Annotated in this window: 16 protein-coding genes; 1 reads left to right on the top strand and 15 read right to left on the bottom strand. The window is 62.6% G+C overall.

Annotated features, from left to right (window positions below):
- Position 1: 1 nt before the first annotated feature.
- The 12 genes from A9K66_RS22425 to A9K66_RS22370 all read right to left on the bottom strand — a co-directional run bounded on the left by A9K66_RS22425 (position 2) and on the right by A9K66_RS22370 (position 11,261).
- On the bottom strand, positions 2 to 274 hold the full coding sequence (locus A9K66_RS22425; RefSeq protein ID WP_067327962.1) for a hypothetical protein: 273 nt from the start codon (positions 272 to 274) through the stop codon (positions 2 to 4).
- Positions 274 to 1,878 carry a phage portal protein gene (locus tag A9K66_RS22420; protein ID WP_067328035.1) on the bottom strand — a complete coding sequence of 535 codons (1,605 nt, stop codon included), beginning with the start codon at positions 1,876 to 1,878 and terminating at the stop codon, positions 274 to 276. The genes A9K66_RS22425 and A9K66_RS22420 overlap by 1 nt, the downstream gene beginning before the upstream one ends.
- On the bottom strand, positions 1,875 to 3,875 hold the full coding sequence (locus tag A9K66_RS22415; RefSeq protein ID WP_245307644.1) for a terminase gpA endonuclease subunit: 2,001 nt from the start codon (positions 3,873 to 3,875) through the stop codon (positions 1,875 to 1,877). The genes A9K66_RS22420 and A9K66_RS22415 overlap by 4 nt, the downstream gene beginning before the upstream one ends.
- Positions 3,872 to 4,438 (bottom strand): hypothetical protein, encoded by a 567-nt coding sequence (locus tag A9K66_RS22410; protein ID WP_067327961.1) that lies wholly within the window; start codon positions 4,436 to 4,438, stop codon positions 3,872 to 3,874. The genes A9K66_RS22415 and A9K66_RS22410 overlap by 4 nt, the downstream gene beginning before the upstream one ends.
- Positions 4,439 to 4,612: 174 nt before the next feature.
- A complete protein-coding gene (locus A9K66_RS22405; protein ID WP_082954019.1) occupies positions 4,613 to 5,209 on the bottom strand; it encodes a phage tail protein in 597 nt (198 codons plus the stop codon).
- 96 nt (positions 5,210 to 5,305) lie between these two features.
- Positions 5,306 to 6,142, bottom strand: coding sequence for a hypothetical protein (locus A9K66_RS22400; RefSeq protein ID WP_156751125.1), 837 nt, complete (start codon positions 6,140 to 6,142; stop codon positions 5,306 to 5,308).
- A gap of 341 nt (positions 6,143 to 6,483) precedes the next feature.
- Positions 6,484 to 8,295 (bottom strand): phage/plasmid primase, P4 family, encoded by a 1,812-nt coding sequence (locus tag A9K66_RS22395; RefSeq protein ID WP_067327959.1) that lies wholly within the window; start codon positions 8,293 to 8,295, stop codon positions 6,484 to 6,486.
- Positions 8,292 to 9,542 carry a hypothetical protein gene (locus tag A9K66_RS22390; RefSeq protein WP_067327958.1) on the bottom strand — a complete coding sequence of 417 codons (1,251 nt, stop codon included), beginning with the start codon at positions 9,540 to 9,542 and terminating at the stop codon, positions 8,292 to 8,294. Before A9K66_RS22390 ends, A9K66_RS22395 begins: the two co-directional genes overlap by 4 nt.
- A gap of 2 nt (positions 9,543 to 9,544) precedes the next feature.
- Complete coding sequence (locus A9K66_RS22385) at positions 9,545 to 10,240, bottom strand: DNA methyltransferase (protein ID WP_067327957.1); 696 nt, start codon at positions 10,238 to 10,240, stop codon at positions 9,545 to 9,547.
- Entirely contained in the window at positions 10,237 to 10,476 is a 240-nt protein-coding gene (locus tag A9K66_RS22380) for a hypothetical protein (protein ID WP_067327956.1), read from the bottom strand. Before A9K66_RS22380 ends, A9K66_RS22385 begins: the two co-directional genes overlap by 4 nt.
- Positions 10,466 to 10,750 (bottom strand): transcriptional regulator, encoded by a 285-nt coding sequence (locus tag A9K66_RS22375; protein ID WP_067327955.1) that lies wholly within the window; start codon positions 10,748 to 10,750, stop codon positions 10,466 to 10,468. Before A9K66_RS22375 ends, A9K66_RS22380 begins: the two co-directional genes overlap by 11 nt.
- A gap of 262 nt (positions 10,751 to 11,012) precedes the next feature.
- A complete protein-coding gene (locus A9K66_RS22370; RefSeq protein WP_082954018.1) occupies positions 11,013 to 11,261 on the bottom strand; it encodes a Cro/CI family transcriptional regulator in 249 nt (82 codons plus the stop codon).
- An 82-nt stretch (positions 11,262 to 11,343) separates the two neighbouring features.
- On the opposite strand from A9K66_RS22370, the gene A9K66_RS22365 reads away from it, so the two are divergent.
- Positions 11,344 to 12,048, top strand: coding sequence for an XRE family transcriptional regulator (locus A9K66_RS22365; RefSeq protein ID WP_067327954.1), 705 nt, complete (start codon positions 11,344 to 11,346; stop codon positions 12,046 to 12,048).
- Positions 12,049 to 12,069: 21 nt separating this feature from the next.
- Here A9K66_RS22365 and A9K66_RS22360 read toward each other — a convergent pair whose 3' ends face one another.
- From A9K66_RS22360 to A9K66_RS22345, 3 genes are read right to left on the bottom strand one after another with little or no spacing between them, the layout of a single operon-like run.
- Positions 12,070 to 12,888 carry a Dam family site-specific DNA-(adenine-N6)-methyltransferase gene (locus A9K66_RS22360; RefSeq protein ID WP_067327953.1) on the bottom strand — a complete coding sequence of 273 codons (819 nt, stop codon included), beginning with the start codon at positions 12,886 to 12,888 and terminating at the stop codon, positions 12,070 to 12,072.
- Positions 12,889 to 12,919: 31 nt separating this feature from the next.
- Entirely contained in the window at positions 12,920 to 14,251 is a 1,332-nt protein-coding gene (locus A9K66_RS30475) for a hypothetical protein (RefSeq protein ID WP_156751124.1), read from the bottom strand.
- Complete coding sequence (locus tag A9K66_RS22345) at positions 14,251 to 15,750, bottom strand: DGQHR domain-containing protein (protein WP_156751123.1); 1,500 nt, start codon at positions 15,748 to 15,750, stop codon at positions 14,251 to 14,253. Before A9K66_RS22345 ends, A9K66_RS30475 begins: the two co-directional genes overlap by 1 nt.
- Between the last annotated feature and the right edge of the window lie 102 nt (positions 15,751 to 15,852).

Raw genomic sequence — 15,852 nt, 5'->3', positions numbered from 1 at the left:
CCTAGCGGATGAACCGCATGGTCTTGGCGTAGCGCGAACGCTTTCCGTTCTTTGCCGAGCAGGCAGCCGCGAGGCGCATCAGTTCGGCGTCGAGCGCCTTGATGTCGGCGCCAGAAAAACGAAGCTGCTCCCGGGTCACCGGGGACTGGATGGAAAGTTCCTCGACATGCTCGCCGGCGAGCGCGCGCAGCTTGACCGCATAGAGCGCCTGATAGAGCGCGCAGGGGTCATCCTGGTCGACGGCAACGCCGTTGATGGTGACGAGGGCCGGCATTAGGCATCTTCCTTTTTCTTCGATGCCTTCTCGTCCTGGATGACGTCGTCTTTCGCGTCGCCCGGCCCCTGACCGAACGGCGACGGCATGCCCGCCTCGACATAGCGCTTGTGCCAGTAGAGCCGGCGCTCGAAGACCTCCTCCGCGTCGGCGCCGATCTCCGCGCATTCCATGTCAAGCGTCGACGTCCCGTTGAGCAACCGTTCGCTCGCCGCCTTGGCGCTCTTCTGGTCGTCGGCAGTGGCCTTGGCCGGGCCTTGCCACATTGCCCAAAGCACCCTGTCCCGGTTTGCGGAGAAAGCCTCGTAGCCACCCTTGAACGGCAGCCGGCCGGTGCCGATCAGCTCGTCCACCAGATGCTCGAAGCCGATCTGGCAAATCGGCGAAGCGATGCGATCGCGGCGGCGGGTGACAACCGGGTGCAGGGACGCCCCTTCCATTCTGGTCGAGGAATAGGTCGCGCCCTCATAGTTCATCGTGTAGCTGGCAACGCTGATGCCGATCGCGCGCGCCATGCCGCGCTGCAGCTCGTTGGACACGGGCAGGAATTGCGGCCCCGGAATGCCCGTCGACATCAGGTCCAGTTTCTCTCCGGGCGCCAGATGTGAGATTTTCGGATCGCTGCCGACCGAGATTTCGCTTTCGGCCGCCTTGTCCATGACGGCAAGGAAATAGTCGCGGAACTGGGCGCGCAGTTCCTTGCCGTCCTGACTTTCGCCGAGCGCTTCAAGAGCCTCGAAGGCCTCTGCCGAAGGCTTTTCGCTGGTCAGCACCTGGGCAAAGACGGTCTGCAGGATGCCGGTCTGGATCGTCACGTCGACCAGCGTCTCCCATTGCAGGTATTCCCGAAAGGCCGCGACGAGTCGAGAAATGCCGCGCACGTCGTTGCCGTCCACCGGGTCGAACACATGAGCGACCATCTGGCGCCCTTCCGCGTCAAAGGCCCGATGGTCGCGCTTGACGACGATGCCGGTATCTTTCTCGGCGAGACGGTAGGCGACAGGACGGCCGTTCGGATCGTGGATAACGCCCTGATACAGCCCCTCGAACTCACTGGTGTCCTGCACCAAAGCGGCGGGGGTCGTCAGGCACATCTTGGTTCCGGACGTGATGCCGTAGCGGCGGCGGTCGCCGGCGGACATATAGTCCATCAGCATCAGCGCCTCGCCAAAGACGACGTCATGGCGCAGAGCGATGTCGACCTTTTGCGGCACGATGAACTTGCCCTTGAGGTCGCATTCGCGCGCGTTCCATGCCCAGCGTTTCCACTCGGCCTTCAACAGCTTGATGAAATCGTCCGTCTCCTTCCTGTCATAACCAAGCTTGGACAAATCCGGCATCGGATTGAGGATGAGCTCGACTCCGACGGTGTCGGCGATGACCTGGTCGACCGCGCCTCTCAGACGGCCGGAATTCTGGATGATGTCCATGGCAAGGCCGGCCGCGCGGCGCCAGGCGGTGCGGACCTCGTCGCGGTGGTCGCGCAGCGCGGTGCCGCGCGTCGACAGGATCCGGGAACGGCTGTCGCGCAGATACCCGGCATTTGCAGGCGGGCGCGGAGCGGACGCGCCTCCCCTGCCGAATATCCGCTCCAGCAACTTCATGCGCGCCTTTTCCATTTCTCGCGACGGGCTTGCGAGGCCTCGTCCGTCGTCGATTCCGTCGGGTCCGTGGTCTCAGGCTTCGGGGCATGGCGCAGGCCGTGAAGCAGATCCGGCTCCGAAGCCGGTCTCAGCCGCTCGCGCAGCGCCGCCCAGTCGTCCGCCCTGTTGGTCGACAGCCCGAGCATTTCCGCCATCGCCATGGCGTAGACCTGCGCGTCCAGGCAGTGGTTGTCCGGCCGCAGGCGTTTCCATTCCTCATGGAGCTTGCCGCGCACCACCTCGGCGACGAAGGCCTCCGCCGTGAGCTGCAGGAAATATTCCTTCGGCAGGAAGTCGCCGAAATGCACATAGCCCGGCGGATCAGCCGGCTCGCCGGAACGCAGGCCTGGCTTGTGCAGGTTGGCGAACAGTTCCGACTTGAGGCCCCATGTGCCGACGGGCCACAGCATGGCGCTGCCGAAACGCTTGCGCTTGCCGCGCTTGGTGACCGACTTCTTCGCCGGGACGCTGATTGCCGGCACACCGCGCCCGCCGACGCCCTTGACAGCATAGGCATTGGGGCGCCGCCGGCACCATTCCAGGACCTGGTTGGTACGACCGCCGTCGCCGCCGTCCACCGCCATCGCCTCGATCCGCCGCCAGCTACCGAAAGCGTCGTCGAGCGGCTTGGCGAGGAACTCACCGAGCTTCGTCCAGGCGCCTTCGCCTGCATTGTCCGTCGCGCCCTCGAAGAAGCGGACGCCCAGCACCCAGCACTGTCGGTTCTCGCCAAAGGCGACGACAACGGCCCAGATGCCATTGTGCTGCACGTCGGCGCCGGCGACGAGAATAAGTCCTTCGGCGGGGATCTTCATTTCCGCGAAGGGCTCGCGGCGCTCCATCAGCCGCTCATATTCCGGCGCGTTGCCCTTCACCTTGGCGGGAAGGCCGTACACCAGATTGAAAATACCCTTGTCACCGAGACCGCCGGCCTTGGAGTGGTTGAGAATGTCCTCGGCGATCGCTTCGTAGCTCATCATCAGCGAGATGAAGGCATCGACATGGAAGCCGGGGTGCCGGTCAGGACCGGTCAGGGTGGCGATGTAGCGCCCATTGCGGACGCCGATGACCCGCTCGGTTTCGCTGATGATGTGCCCGCAATGCGGGCAGACATAGAAGCTCTTGTGCGGATGCAGTCGATCGAGATGGAAGCCCTCGTGGCCTTGGACGAACTCTTCGCCGCATTCAACGCAGCCAATGTTCCAGAAACGCTGGTCGGAGCGCTTGAAGGAGCGGTCGATCCGGCAATGCCCCGGCAGGTCGCCCAGGTCGTCGCCGGTGTCGATCTCAGGCGTCGACAGCTCGAAGATCTTGAAGGCCTTCGTGCGCCGGAAGGCGGTGAAGCGACCGAAGAACAGCGTTTCCGGATCGTCGCCGCTGACATGGGTCTGCCACTTGGAGACCTCGTCCTTGACGCCGTAGCGCGTCGTCTTGCCCGAGAGATCGGTCGCGACGTTGGCGTTGGCGAGCATCAGTGATCCGCCGGCGAAGCGCTTCTCGTAGATGGTCGAGCCCGAGCCGGACCGGCTCACGGCCGGGAAGATCACCTGCTTGCCGGTCTTCACCTGCCAGGCCTCGATAAGCGGCTGCAGCTTCTGGCTGTTCATGTCCTGCAGGAAATCGATCGACGGCAGGCCGTAGATGGTGTTGTCCGGGGCCGTGTCGGCGATGTAGAGCGACCAGGCAAGGGCGAGGATCGAGACGCCGGTCTGCTGCGACTTGCGCACCGTCACCAGATTGCAGGGATGCTCGAGCGACAGGCAGTCGGCGATCTCGCCGAGATATGGCGCGTCTTCGAGCGCCCAGAGTTCTCCCTTCTTAGGCCCGTCGACCAGCACGATGTTGTCGGGCAGCCAATGGCGAAAGCGCGCCGGCGGGCGAGGCCTGATCGCCTCCGCAAGCGCCATGCCGGCAAGGCGCAGCGCGCCGGGATGGCCGGGCCCGACGTGGATGCTCACAACTCTTCGTCCTCGAGCACGTCGTCATGCTCGGCAGCTTTCTCGACGATGGCGCCGAGCCGATCGGCGATTTCGGTGTTCAACTCGAAAGCGATGCTACGCAACAGCACGCGCAGGCCATGAGCGCCTTCTCTGGAAACTGCCAAAGCCATGTCGTCGGCCTTGTTCTGCAGGCGAGCGATGCTCGATTGGATCTCCCGGCCGCAGACGGTCAGGGCTTCACGCATCCGGTCGGTACGAACCAACTGGCCGATATGCTCCTGCCGACGCAGCTTTTCGCGTCCGACTTTGAGCCAGGCTTCTTGCCGAAGCGCTTCGTCACGCGACGTGCTTGAGTTGGCCGACGGAGCTGACGGGGCGTCCTTGCGAGCTGCCGCTATCTTCTCGGAGCTGGCGAACTCGCCGCGGTAGTGATCGTAGTGCGCCAGCGAGAACCGCATGATCCGATCGCGCGCGTCGCGCTCGACCGGAAGGTCATGCTCCTCGACCAGTCGCCGCGCGAGTTTGGTCACGGCCTGCTTCGTGACGCCGTCGCGCGCCGCAACGTCGGCCGGCGTCGCCATCACGTTTTCTTCAGACGGCATCCAGACAACTTCCTTCGAGCCGCTGACAACCCTGACAACCCAACTTTTTCGATGGTGCGACTGGCAGAAATCCAGGGGCCGGTCTGCCCGTTTGAGGTCGAGGGACGGATACGGTCCCTATACATTGAGTGGCGGCGCGGCTGTCTTGCCCAGTCAGTCGAAGAAGCCGGGAAGCATGAAGCTGATCTCATGCATGACCCTCGGCGGCAGCTCGCGGTTGGCGAAGGCCGTGAACTCTTGCGCCGTGTCGCCCTTGACCATCTCGGCCGGGATGATGACCCCTGAATCCACGAGTGAGACGGGCCTGGCCCACCTCGTCGAGGACCGGTCCGGCGCGTAGACGTGGCCGCCCAAGCGCTTGGCGGTGACGCGATTTGGAAACCGGCCTGCCTTGGTGAAATCTCCGGCAAACAGCCGCCGCATGCCGAAGGGCGAAGCGGTCACGCCAGCCCGCGTCTCGCGCGGCTTGAAGTATTTGAGCGAGACGTCGCCGCCCTGCGTGCGCATGGCATAGGCGAGCTCGCCATAGTTGGCCCGCTCGACCTTGATCGCCCTGCGGATGGTCCGGTACGGCAGCCCCGTCTGGTTCGCGAGCGTCCGCGTCAGCTTGGTGCGCAACCGATCGCCGACATGATTTACGGCTCGCGCCAGCACCAAGCTGCGCTGCATCTCGCTCAGGCGGCCCAGCGCGTTGTCGAGCCGCTTGAGTCCGGAGAGATCGGCCCACCGGATCGTCAGCAGGCCGTTCAAGCTCGCACTCCGAAAATGAAAAGCCCCGGTCGCGAGGAGCGCCGGGGCCAGTTCTTTCTTACCGTGATCAGGTCTATGTCAAGTTTCTGCCGCGCGTCAACGGACGGAGGCGTTTTTTTTCGCGCGTTGATCCGCAGCGCTGTCTGCCAACCACACCCCAAGTCTGTCCTCTTCAAGCCAGGGCGTCATCGAGCGATCGGAAGACACCAGCCGATGCGCGATCAGCTGCGGCCCGAGCTCGGCCTCGAGCCTGCGCAGCGCTGCGACCCAGATCTGGTAGTCGAGCCGGCCCATGATGTCGCCGCTCGGATCGGTCGCGAACTCGTACTTTCGGTAAGCGCCCCTCGCCGGCCGCTTGACGCGCTCGTCATAGCCATGCACCTCGATGTCGTAGGCCTGGCCGTTGTCGTCGATGACGCGCTTCATGACGAACCAGGCCGGCTTGCCGGCGCGCTCGGCCAGCCGAATCCTGGCGGGCTCTGCGCCCCAGTCCGGCTCCCGCCCGAGGATCGCGGTCCCGACGACCAGGCTGACAATGCCTTCGCCGCGTTGCTCGTGCGAACGGGCGCGATATCGTTCAACCGAGCGCGCGACATAGAGATCGGCCAGGCAGTGCGTATCCGGCCAATCTGCCAAGGCATTCCAGCCCGACGGGATGACGACCTCGCAAACTGCCATCGCCGCGACCGCCCGGCCAACGGTCACCGCATCTTCGTGTGGCTCGCCCTGCTCGATCCAAAAATTGTCGTAGTCTTTGCGGCCGCCGTCTATCAGCGCGCCAAGCTCGCCAAAGCTGGTGATCTTGCCCCATGAGGAAGCCTGCAGCATACGCCAGGCCGAATGCGGATTTTCCAGACCTTCCACGCCACCGCCCTTCGGCAGCTCATGGACGAAGGCCCAGGTCAACAGCTCTTCTATGTTCACCGTCTTCATCTGCATTCACTCCTTCGTCCCAATTTTCCTCTTATCGACCCAGCTCGCTGCTCTACGTCCCAAATCGAAAAGGCAACAAAGCGAACAAAAGCAGCAGGATAGCCGGAATGTCGGGACGGGAGGGTCACAAGGGACGATGAAATCCGCGCCATACATGAAACACCCGCCATCCCTCTTTGCATCGGTTGATCTCATCCGCGCATAGGCAAACCGAGAAAAATCCACCCTAGCGTCCCTTGCTTCCTAACCTGCTGTTTTCCCGAACCCTTTTAGCCAGTCTCTCCCGCCCCAGTCTGCGCTCTACCGTCCCTCGCGGCCTTGGCGCGCAAAAGGGGAAAGGGTCAGCCCTCAAAGCCGTATGCCTCGGGCGAAGGGCCTGGATCGCGGCCGGGCGGCCGCACGAACTCGTCCTTGACCCTGATGCCCCGGTAAATCGTCGTGCCGCTTTTCGCCTTCCAGAAGCGCTTCATCGCGCCCTCAGGCGATCGCCATGTCAGCCGGGTGTAATCGGGAAGCTTGCGTGAGAACGTAGAGGCTTTGAACTCGGCCGCACCCTCGCGGGCTGCCCAGTTGGCGTAGCCGAGGTGCAAGTCGCCCGGCGACGTCTCGTCATCCTCCTTGCCCGTCACGATGCAAGCGTTGCGCAGGAAGGCGCCGATCGGATCGCTCTCTTCCCGATATTCGCGGGTCGCGGCGAGCACGCTTTCCGGTGGTCGCAACCCATAGTTCAAATAGTCGAGCGCCCCCTGCACCAGCCAGGCGAAGACGCCGTCGGCTTCGGCGCGCAGCTTCTTGGGCAGGTCCCGATCGATCCTGTCCTTCGAGATCTGGACTTCCCACGGCACGAGGTAGACGCGCCGCCAGATGCCGTCGGAGGTGTCGTCGATGCGCGGCTTGTGGTTGCCCGAAAGCAGGATCTTGAACTGCGGCACCACTTCGAAGAAATCCTGGTGCAGCCGCCGCACCGCGATCTTCTCGCCGCCGGTCAGCGTCTTGATCAGCGCGTCCTTCAGCTTCACGCCCATTTCGGGTTCCGATGCCGCGACCAGCCGCGCTCCGGGCAGGCGCGCGAGATCCGGCGTCGCTTCGTTGCCCCCTCGCCTGGTGTCGCCGGCGAAGCTGTCTATCGACAGCGTCACCGCAAAGTCGCCGAGGATCGAGCAGAGCAGGTCGACGAAGGTCGACTTGCCGTTCGACCCGGCGCCGTAGAAGAAGACCAGGCATTGCTCGACGGTGAGGCCGAGAAGGCAATAGCCTGCGAACCGCTGCAGGAAGCCGCTGATCTCGGGATCCGGCTGCACTTCCTTCAGGAAGGCGTCGAAAACCGGAGCCGCAGCTTCCGGTCGATACTCGGCCTCGCCACTCTTCGAGATCAGGTCAACGGGATTGTGCAGATCGAGGCGCGCCTGCCACTCGTAGACAGGATCCTGCGGATCCGACTCCTCATGCTCCATCCGCACAAACCGCAGCGTGCCGGAACGGCAGTTGAAGGCGTAGACATCCCTGTTGAGGTCGCCCACCATCCTGGCAACATGCGGCAGCGCCTCCTTCATCATGTTGTCCAGCTTCGACGAACCGGCCGAGCTCTTCGCATGACGATGCCGTGACGATTTCCTCGCGTTGGCACTTTTCCGCGCCTCATCGGCTGCGTCGATGATGTCTTCCAACTCCATCAGCCGGCCGAGCTTCTCGGCGTCCCAGTCCTTCCTCGGCGCGCCTAAGCGCTTGCGCTCCAGGCGGGCGTTCCGGCCGGCCTCCAGAGCCCTCTCCTCATCTTCGGTCGCGGTCAGCAGCGCGGCCTCGGCCGAGATCAGCTCGGCGGTCCTCTGGGCCAGCGGCCGCACCACGGAACCGTCCTCGTCCTCTTTCCAGCGCGTGCCGTCGAAACCATGCCAGCCGACGCGCGCCACATGCAGCACGCGCGAGCCGTGGCGGATCAGGAAACGCCGGCCGTTCCCGATATCCGTCTCGGGCTCCGAGGCGCAGTCGCTCAGCACCGACTGCTCGTCGGGCTGGTCGGGAAGCCGCCGCCGCGTTTCACCCGCGCCAGGCAAGGGGGATCGGGGCTCTTTGACATAGGCGGCGGCCTGGCGCTGGGCTTCCTCGAGCACGGCGGCCACCTGGTCCGGCATGGCGGGTTTCTTGTTGCTCACGCCACCCTCTTCGCGGCCTCGGCAGCCATGGAGGCGAAGTCGCATCCAGGCCGCGGCCAGACGATCGGGATCGCCCTGCCCGGCCGCGCATGCCGGGCACGGGCGCGCGCCATCGCCGCCGCGGTCACAACGCGCTCGGAGTCGCTATCGGCGAGCAGCACGAGCTCGGTGACCTGTTCGCCCACCCACATGGCGTCCTCGGGGTCCTGACCAGGTCGAGGAATCGGGCCGGCAATCATCACCGGTCGCGGCACGCCTTTCGAATCCGGCTTCTTCAATTCCGGATGGGCGAAGCGCGAGGCGGGATCGGCCGGGCCGGCAAGATTGCCGAGATCGCCGGCGGCGAAATAGAACGTGTCCTCGCGCCAGTTCTCCCAGCAGGCAAAGGCCGCGCCGTTCTCGATTCCCTCCCCGCCGACCCAGCGCGCCGCGGAAGGATCGCCGAAAAGCGGGATCAGCCCGCCCTTCTTCGAGCCGCGCATTTTCTTGGTCGGCAGGGCCTCGCCCGTTGCTGGATCGCTGAGCAGCGGCCGGAACTTCGGCGACCTGGCCAGATCGATCCAGGTGATGTGGCAGCCGATCGCATCCAGATCGGCATTGAGGAAGGGCGCGACCATCGCCGGGCCCGAATAGAGCTCACTCGGCCGACCGCGCTGATCGTTGCCGTGCCAGTAGGCCAGCTCCGATGCGCAGCGCAGCCATTGCGAGGCGCTGCGCCCGCAGCCGCGTGCCTCGAGATAGTCGACGACCAGCCGCCCGAACCGGCCGACGCGTGCCGCGGCTTCGTAGATGGACCTGGCCTTTTGCCGTTCGCGCTCGCGATAGTCGACCCGCCGTTCGGCGCGTTCAGCCACCCGAGCTTCATTTAGACGCCGGCATTCTTCGAGACGCCTGCGTCGAGCGTTCGCCGCGTCGGCATTTTCGGCTCCCGACTGGCTAGGAACTGGTCGGTCGAGCACAATGGAGCACGCCTCCAGCAACCCCTCGCGCCGATGCAGGTCGAGGCCTTCGCAGTGGGCAGCCATGCCGATGCCGTCATTTCCGCCAGCACCGCCAGCCCGGCAGTTCCATTTGTTCTTGGCGGTGTTGAACGCAAAGGTGTCCGTGCCGCCGCAATGCGGGCATGGCTGCGGATGCTCGTGCCGGCGCCCGGTGAATTTCAGGCCGAGCCGTTTGGCGGCGTCGTCGATCGAGACGGCGCGCGCCTCCTCGACGCACTGTTCAATGACGAAGCCACCAGACTGCATGCTCAAAACAGCGGCTCCTGTTTCGGCTCAGCTGGGGCTTCGACAAACATATCTGGCTGTGCATAGGCCTTTCGGATCCGCTCGCAGGCGATCTCGAAATAGCCGGGATCAATTTCGATGCCGATGAAGGGGCGGCCCTGCTTCACGCATGCGACGCCAGTGGTACCTGAGCCCATAAACGGGTCCAGCACCGTCCCTTCCGGCAGGAAGGTCAGGCACCAGATCATAAGCTCGACGGGTTTTTGGGTCGGATGGACCTTGCCGTCCTGGAGCGCTCTCGCGCGAGGGTAAGTGAAGATCCGAGCCGCCCTGTTCTCGTTCACCCAGGCGAACTCGCAATCCGCAAGCGAGAAGTCCCGCTGCCCCTTATCCCAGACCAGCCACCGCATGGTCGGTGGAAGATAATCGGTAAAGTAGTTGCCGCCCCAGATGATCTGCCGAGGCGCGATCTTCCGAATCTCATCGAAGGTGCGCCGGTCAGGCCGCTCCTTGTCCCATTCAGGGGCGCCATAGGACTTCCAACCGTTCTTGTCCGAACCGCCCTTGCCGTCGCCCTTGCCTTTGAGAAGACCGCCATAATCGATTCCGTAAGGGGGGTCCGTGAGAACGCCGGCAACATTCGGCAGTTGACGCATCACCGTCAGACAATCTCCGAGAATCAGGCGGCAAGCGCCTATGATCTCTTCGCGGCGGTTCATTCGAACTCTTTTCCGATGCCCTCGCCTCCGCGTGAGAAGAGAGCTTCGGCTTCGACCAGCGCCCGCAACTGCCGCGCGGATAGCCCCAGCCGCGCCCGCACCTGCTCGAGGCTCTGGCCCATTTCGAACAGCAGCCGCACGCCTTCGGCCTGCATCGGCAAAGGCAGCTTGAAGAGCGTCGCCGCGTCGATGCTGCCGGGCGTTCCGAAGATCACTTTTTCAGGTCTATCCAGCATCGCAGGTGCTCCCTGTTTCAGTGCTCGTCCCGTGAAACATCGCGCCGGCATGTGGCGGCGGCAGGTAAAAGGCGCGGAAGGAAAGCTTCAGCCAGTCGCAGACGGCGATGACCTTCGGCGCCGAGACGTTCTGGCCGTTGCAGATGCGCGAAAGGTCGGAAGCGCTTACCCCGATGTCGGCGGCGCAAACGCGCCAGCCGCGGCCGTCTTCCTCGAGCTTCGCCCGCAAGAGCTTACCCAATTCGCGATAGTCATAGGCAGCGAGCCTGACCATGCCTGGTCCTTTTTGAGAAACAGCGCCGGCTCCTCGCCTATCCAGGCGCAGAGCGCGAGAAACTCGTCGGCGCCCGGATCGCGGCCTCGCGCGGCGCGAAAGACGGCGTCAACCTCGACCTCAGCCTCCCGTGCAACCCGCGTCGGCGACTTGCCGCGATGGATTCGCCGGGCTTCGAGGAAAAGCGCAAACAGCGTGAAATCCACCGGCTCTTTCTGGCAATCTCGGCCATTTTCCGGCATTTTGATCGAGGAGGCGCGGCTCATCGCGGCGCCTCCTCGCCGCTGCCGGTCACGGCTTGGGAGGATGCGCGACCGGCAAGAATATCGGGACCGAAGAGGTCGGGGCGCTGCGCATGGCGCGAGATGCCGGTGGCGCGCTCGATGTCGAGCACGCGTTCGGCCGGCACCCGCTTCCAGGAATAGAAAGCCTGGTGGCGGATGCCCAGATGCGAGGCGAGCGCGCCCAATCCGCCAACCTTGGCGGCTGCGATTCTGACGATTTCGATCATGGCTGATGGTAGGTATTACCTACCTACTCTGTCAACAGGCAATCGCTTGCAAAAAAGTAAGCAATAGTTACTATGCTGCGGAATGATCGCGACGATACGCACCGACTCGACGTCCCTCGGCCAGCGCCTGCGCCAGGCGCGGGAGGCTGCCGGCCTGACGCAGAACGACGTCGCCGATCACTTTGGCATCAAGCGCGTCTCGGTCACGCAATGGGAGACCGACACCACCCGCCCCTCGATGGAACGGTTGCCCGAGCTTGCCGCGCTGCTCAAGACCGACGTGGCCTGGCTGCTCGACGCCTCAGGCGCAGCGCCGGTGCCGGTCGTGCGTGAACCGAAGCCGAGGGCGGCGCGAACGCCGATCATTCCCGGCGACGAGCTGGTCGGCGGGCGCGACCTGCCGATCTACGCCGCCGCCATGGGCGGCGAAGGCCACATGATCGTCACCTTCGAGGCGATCGACTGGGTGAAGCGCCCGGCGGTGCTGCAGAATGTCCGCGGCGGCTACGGCATCCTGGTGCGCGGCGAATCGATGATCCCGGCCTATTGGCCGGGCGACACCGCGCTGGTGAACCCGCATCTGCAGCCCGCGCGCGATTCCGACGCCGTATTCTTCCACACCCCGCCCAAGGAACGCGGCGACGAGGAAGCGATCATAAAGCGTCTCGTCGGTATTAATGACCGCGAGTGGACGCTGGAGCAGTACCGGCCGGCGAAGACGTTCACCGAGAGCCGCGTGGACTGGCCGATCTGTCACCGGGTGGTGGGGAAATACAACGCGCGGTAACGCCTGGGAGCGCCTCGAATTCTAGAGGGGCTCGCACCTCTGAAGGTTTGCTGAAAAAAGTGCCTCTGTGGTCTTGCCACGGCGACCGGACTCGCTAGCCAACACGCTGACCCGCGTCACCGAGCGATAATCGCAGATCTGGGCGTAAAGTTCTCGTACAGAATCGTGATCGGCATTCGTGACGACCACCGCTGCTCCGCGATCGATCGCGGATGCCACTGCGTCCCGCAACCTGATTTGGTCCTCCCATCCGAACAGCGTCTCGTTGTATTTGATGAAGCCGTTGAGGTTGTGGCGAACGGTGTACGGGGGATCCACAAAGACAAAATCGCCTCGAGTTGCCCGAGCGATTGTCGGCTCAAAGTCGCAGCAGACGAGCTCCGCGCCTTGCAACCGACACGATATTCCCTCGAAATCTTCATTGTCGAAGACGACCGTCGATTTCGTTCCGATGGGCACGTTGAACACGCCTTTCAAGTTGACGCGATAAAGCCCATTCCAGCACGTTCGGTTGAGATACATCGTGCGGGCTGCCCGCTCGAGGCGGCCTTTTGGAACCTGGGACCGCACATCGTAGTAGTAGCTGCTGCTGTGCTTCGCATGGTGATACTGCATCAACTCCATAAGCTCGCGCGGCGAGTCTCTCAGGACGGTGTAGAGGTGGATCAGTTCGACGTTGACGTCGGACAGAATAGCGCGCGCAGGCGCCAGGTGGAAAAAGATCGCGCCCGCGCCCAAAAATGGCTCGATGTATCGATCGAATGACACCGGAAGGGGGAGTTGATCCGAGTTGGCGAGCCACCGCTTTCCGCCCGCCCATTTGAGGAATGGCTCCGTCACGAGCAGCGTCGCTGGAGAGAGCGCGTCTTCTTCATTTGCACAGGCTCCAAACTCCGATTCGCTCAGCTTCGTAAATAGTCGGCAGCCCCTTTGCGGCACGCGTCATCCAATCATTCAAGGAAGTCGGCTCAGGGTCAATCGATTCGTCAAAGTCGAGCAGTGCTAACTCAACGTCGAGCCACAAGTCGATAGGGTCGCTCAGCGGCTGGGCAGGCGGCCAGAACCCTCGATCGACGGCGATCGGATCTATCCAGGGGCGCATATCGCCCGTGACGTAACTGACACCTGACTCGACTAGCGAGTTCTGTGTGAGAGCCGTCGCCGCGCGCAGCAACAGAAAAGCCCGAGCCAACATCTCCGTCGGTTGCGCGGGACGGGTTGTCGCGTTCGCGAGCTGCAGGAAGGCGGGGCTTCTAGGCTGTTGCGCATTGGTCAGAAACTCGACCGAGGTGAGACTCCTGATAGCGGGCGGAAGCTCCTCATACCGGGTAGCAATCGCACCGGCCGCATAGTTCTGGTCGTTAGTGACGGTGCGATGCTGCTTGAGCAACAGGGAGCGCAGCATGAACCTGTCGAGTTGATCGAAGCTCGCGCCCGAGGTCGGTTCGAACATGGCCCAGAAATTTCGGACGAAGTTCAAAGCCCCAGGAACCGATTGGGCGAGCGGATTCATCGCCTGAGGCGAATAACTGGAGATATTTCTATATGCGTGCTCGTCCTTGCCTCGCTTGAGGTCGAGTCCCCAAGCTTCGATCAGAGAAGTAGCCGCTCCCGTTGCCGGTATGCCTGGCCAGATCGCGTCGAGACATTCACGTAGAGAACTACCTCTAATCTTCATCAGATCGAGTAGAGCTCGGGAGGTCGGAACGCCGGAGGCCCAGGCGCTTAGCGCTTCCCAGACGACATCGTGTGTACCCATGCCAGGCCCGTCGGCACGTGGCCTTCCACGGCGATCTTTGGGGGGCTCATCGAGGCGCTCGATCGCGCCGGCAGAAGTGACGACAAAATTGGTGCGATTGAATATTCCGACGCCAAGATTGGCGAGAATGCAAAGGCCAGCTCGAAGTTGGGCGTAATAGGCAAGATGGCGCGCCGCATGGCCGTCACCGGCGAGAATTGCTGAAAGGGAACGCGACGCATAGCTCCAGCCATCGATGCAATGGTTGGGGATCGAAGCGGCAAGCCCTTCGATCGCTTGAGCGGAAGCGACAGCCCCCCAACGATTCCACGCTGGAAGTTGTCCGTTGTTCGCGGGATGCCCGACCGGGCACCACTGGTCAACCGACTGATTTGCAAAGCTCGCCAATGCGCCCAGCAGGTGACCGCGACCCGCCGTCTGAAGGATGCCGTTTCTGATCGCCATTATGCGCCCGATTCGATCAAACCATGCGCGACACGGCCAACCTGCGTGTCGTCTTCCGCTATTGTGCGGAGTACGTCTTCACGAAGTGCGGCGTACCCGCCGCTGCCACGGTATGATCGTTTTCGCACCTCGATGTCTTCGTCACCCTTGACATCAGGACCTTCGAGCGAACGCCAGTCGAAGCATGCCAAGCCGTTCGCAAGCTCTACCATCCGCTGCCGGAACGCGGTGTTGCGCAGGCCCTCGAGAGCGGCATCGACTTCTGCGACGGAAGTTTCGTTCTCGCTGTGTTCAGGGAAGTGCCAACGATTAAGTTGCCAGTGATGAGCGTCAGTATAAAAGACGTCATTGGCAATCGTCAGGACTGCTCGCACACCTTGATCTTGATTCAGCCAAGACGTTTTATCGGTGAAAGCTCGTACTGCATCCCTTTTGTAAGCTCTGACCCAGAACTGCTTATCGTTGCGTCTGATCGCCTCAAGGAGATCAATCCAGAGTTGGATTACAAAGGCCGCTTGCTGTGGCCGGGTCCACTCAAGCGGCTCGCCATCGTCGTCAAGATTCGACTGAAAGAGACCCGGACGGCCTTGCCCTCGACCTGTGCTCAGAAAACTACCCAATAGCGCGCGAACCCAAGCAGCCTGGCTGACACCGCCTGCACCGCGCTCACCCAACATGTTGATTCGGTTTCGCCAAGGGCTCTGCGGGTGCGAGTAAATTAATTCGGTCAATTCTTGCGCCCGAGCTTCACGATAGACGGTCAGCTCACCAACTCGATCAAGCCAATCTTGAGTACGCAGAAGAGGATAAAGATCAAATGCATGACTAGGGTTGATGCGCTTCGGAGAGACATTGATGGACCAGAAAAGGTAAGCTTGCCAGGCAATGTCGAGACCATGAAAAGCGACAACAGGCAACTCGAAGTCGTCTGGAATGGCGCGACCGTCCCCAAATGAGTCGAAGGCCCACAGACGGTGCTGACCATCGATGACCTCGAAGGGTGCGAGTTCATCCTCTGCGAAATTAGTGTCTTGTGGAAGTTCCAGTGAACATCGGTCGTCTTCATCTTCGGTAATTGTGACTAGATGACGTGGATGCAATGTTCGTCCACGCCGCTCATCGCCTTCAACCAAGATGTTCAGCACGATCGCGGTTGGCAACCAACCGGGTTTTCGCAACGAGAGCGTCTCGACAGTCCTCTGAGGGGGCTTTAGATCGCCATAGGGATAGCCATAGCGGATATAGCGTTGAATGCGCCCAGTGCGCGAGGCGTCCCGGATCCGCTGAATTCCTTCTGCCTCAGCACCCTCTCGTTCGCGCTTGTAGACATCGCAAAGCTTACGCAATTCCGCTGCAGACATCGAAAACATATAGAGGTTCTCGGAAGGGCGGCGACGATAGGCGGTCTCGCTGAAATCGTAGCTGTTCCATTCATCAAGCCATTGCTTAAAGCGCAATGCTTGAACACGGCGGCCTGCCGCTTTTCCATCCTCAACCACTTATTTCCCCCACGCATTAGTTTTAACGCGGTACCCCCCGCCACCTTGGGTGCCCAAAGCCGCTCGGCTCGTTATATATCCACCTACTTCTTGATTATGGAT

Source organism: Mesorhizobium sp. AA23, from assembly GCF_001672435.1.
In the GTDB taxonomy this organism is placed as follows: domain Bacteria; phylum Pseudomonadota; class Alphaproteobacteria; order Rhizobiales; family Rhizobiaceae; genus Mesorhizobium.
Note: the sequence above shows the minus strand (reverse complement) of the source record. Positions and strands in the feature narration are given on the sequence as shown.

Excerpts from the sequence above, each read along its gene's own strand:
- A9K66_RS22425 (WP_067327962.1), bottom strand. The coding sequence starts at position 274 with ATGCCGGCCCTCGTCACCATCAACGGCGTTGCCGTCGACCAGGATGAC.
- A9K66_RS22420 (WP_067328035.1), bottom strand. The coding sequence starts at position 1,878 with ATGAAGTTGCTGGAGCGGATATTCGGCAGGGGAGGCGCGTCCGCTCCG.
- A9K66_RS22410 (WP_067327961.1), bottom strand. The coding sequence starts at position 4,438 with ATGGCGACGCCGGCCGACGTTGCGGCGCGCGACGGCGTCACGAAGCAG.
- A9K66_RS22400 (WP_156751125.1), bottom strand. The coding sequence starts at position 6,142 with ATGAAGACGGTGAACATAGAAGAGCTGTTGACCTGGGCCTTCGTCCAT.
- A9K66_RS22390 (WP_067327958.1), bottom strand. The coding sequence starts at position 9,542 with ATGCAGTCTGGTGGCTTCGTCATTGAACAGTGCGTCGAGGAGGCGCGC.
- A9K66_RS22385 (WP_067327957.1), bottom strand. The coding sequence starts at position 10,240 with ATGAACCGCCGCGAAGAGATCATAGGCGCTTGCCGCCTGATTCTCGGA.
- A9K66_RS22380 (WP_067327956.1), bottom strand. The coding sequence starts at position 10,476 with ATGCTGGATAGACCTGAAAAAGTGATCTTCGGAACGCCCGGCAGCATC.
- A9K66_RS22375 (WP_067327955.1), bottom strand. The coding sequence starts at position 10,750 with ATGGTCAGGCTCGCTGCCTATGACTATCGCGAATTGGGTAAGCTCTTG.
- A9K66_RS22370 (WP_082954018.1), bottom strand. The coding sequence starts at position 11,261 with ATGATCGAAATCGTCAGAATCGCAGCCGCCAAGGTTGGCGGATTGGGC.
- A9K66_RS22365 (WP_067327954.1), top strand. The coding sequence starts at position 11,344 with ATGATCGCGACGATACGCACCGACTCGACGTCCCTCGGCCAGCGCCTG.
- A9K66_RS30475 (WP_156751124.1), bottom strand. The coding sequence starts at position 14,251 with ATGGCGATCAGAAACGGCATCCTTCAGACGGCGGGTCGCGGTCACCTG.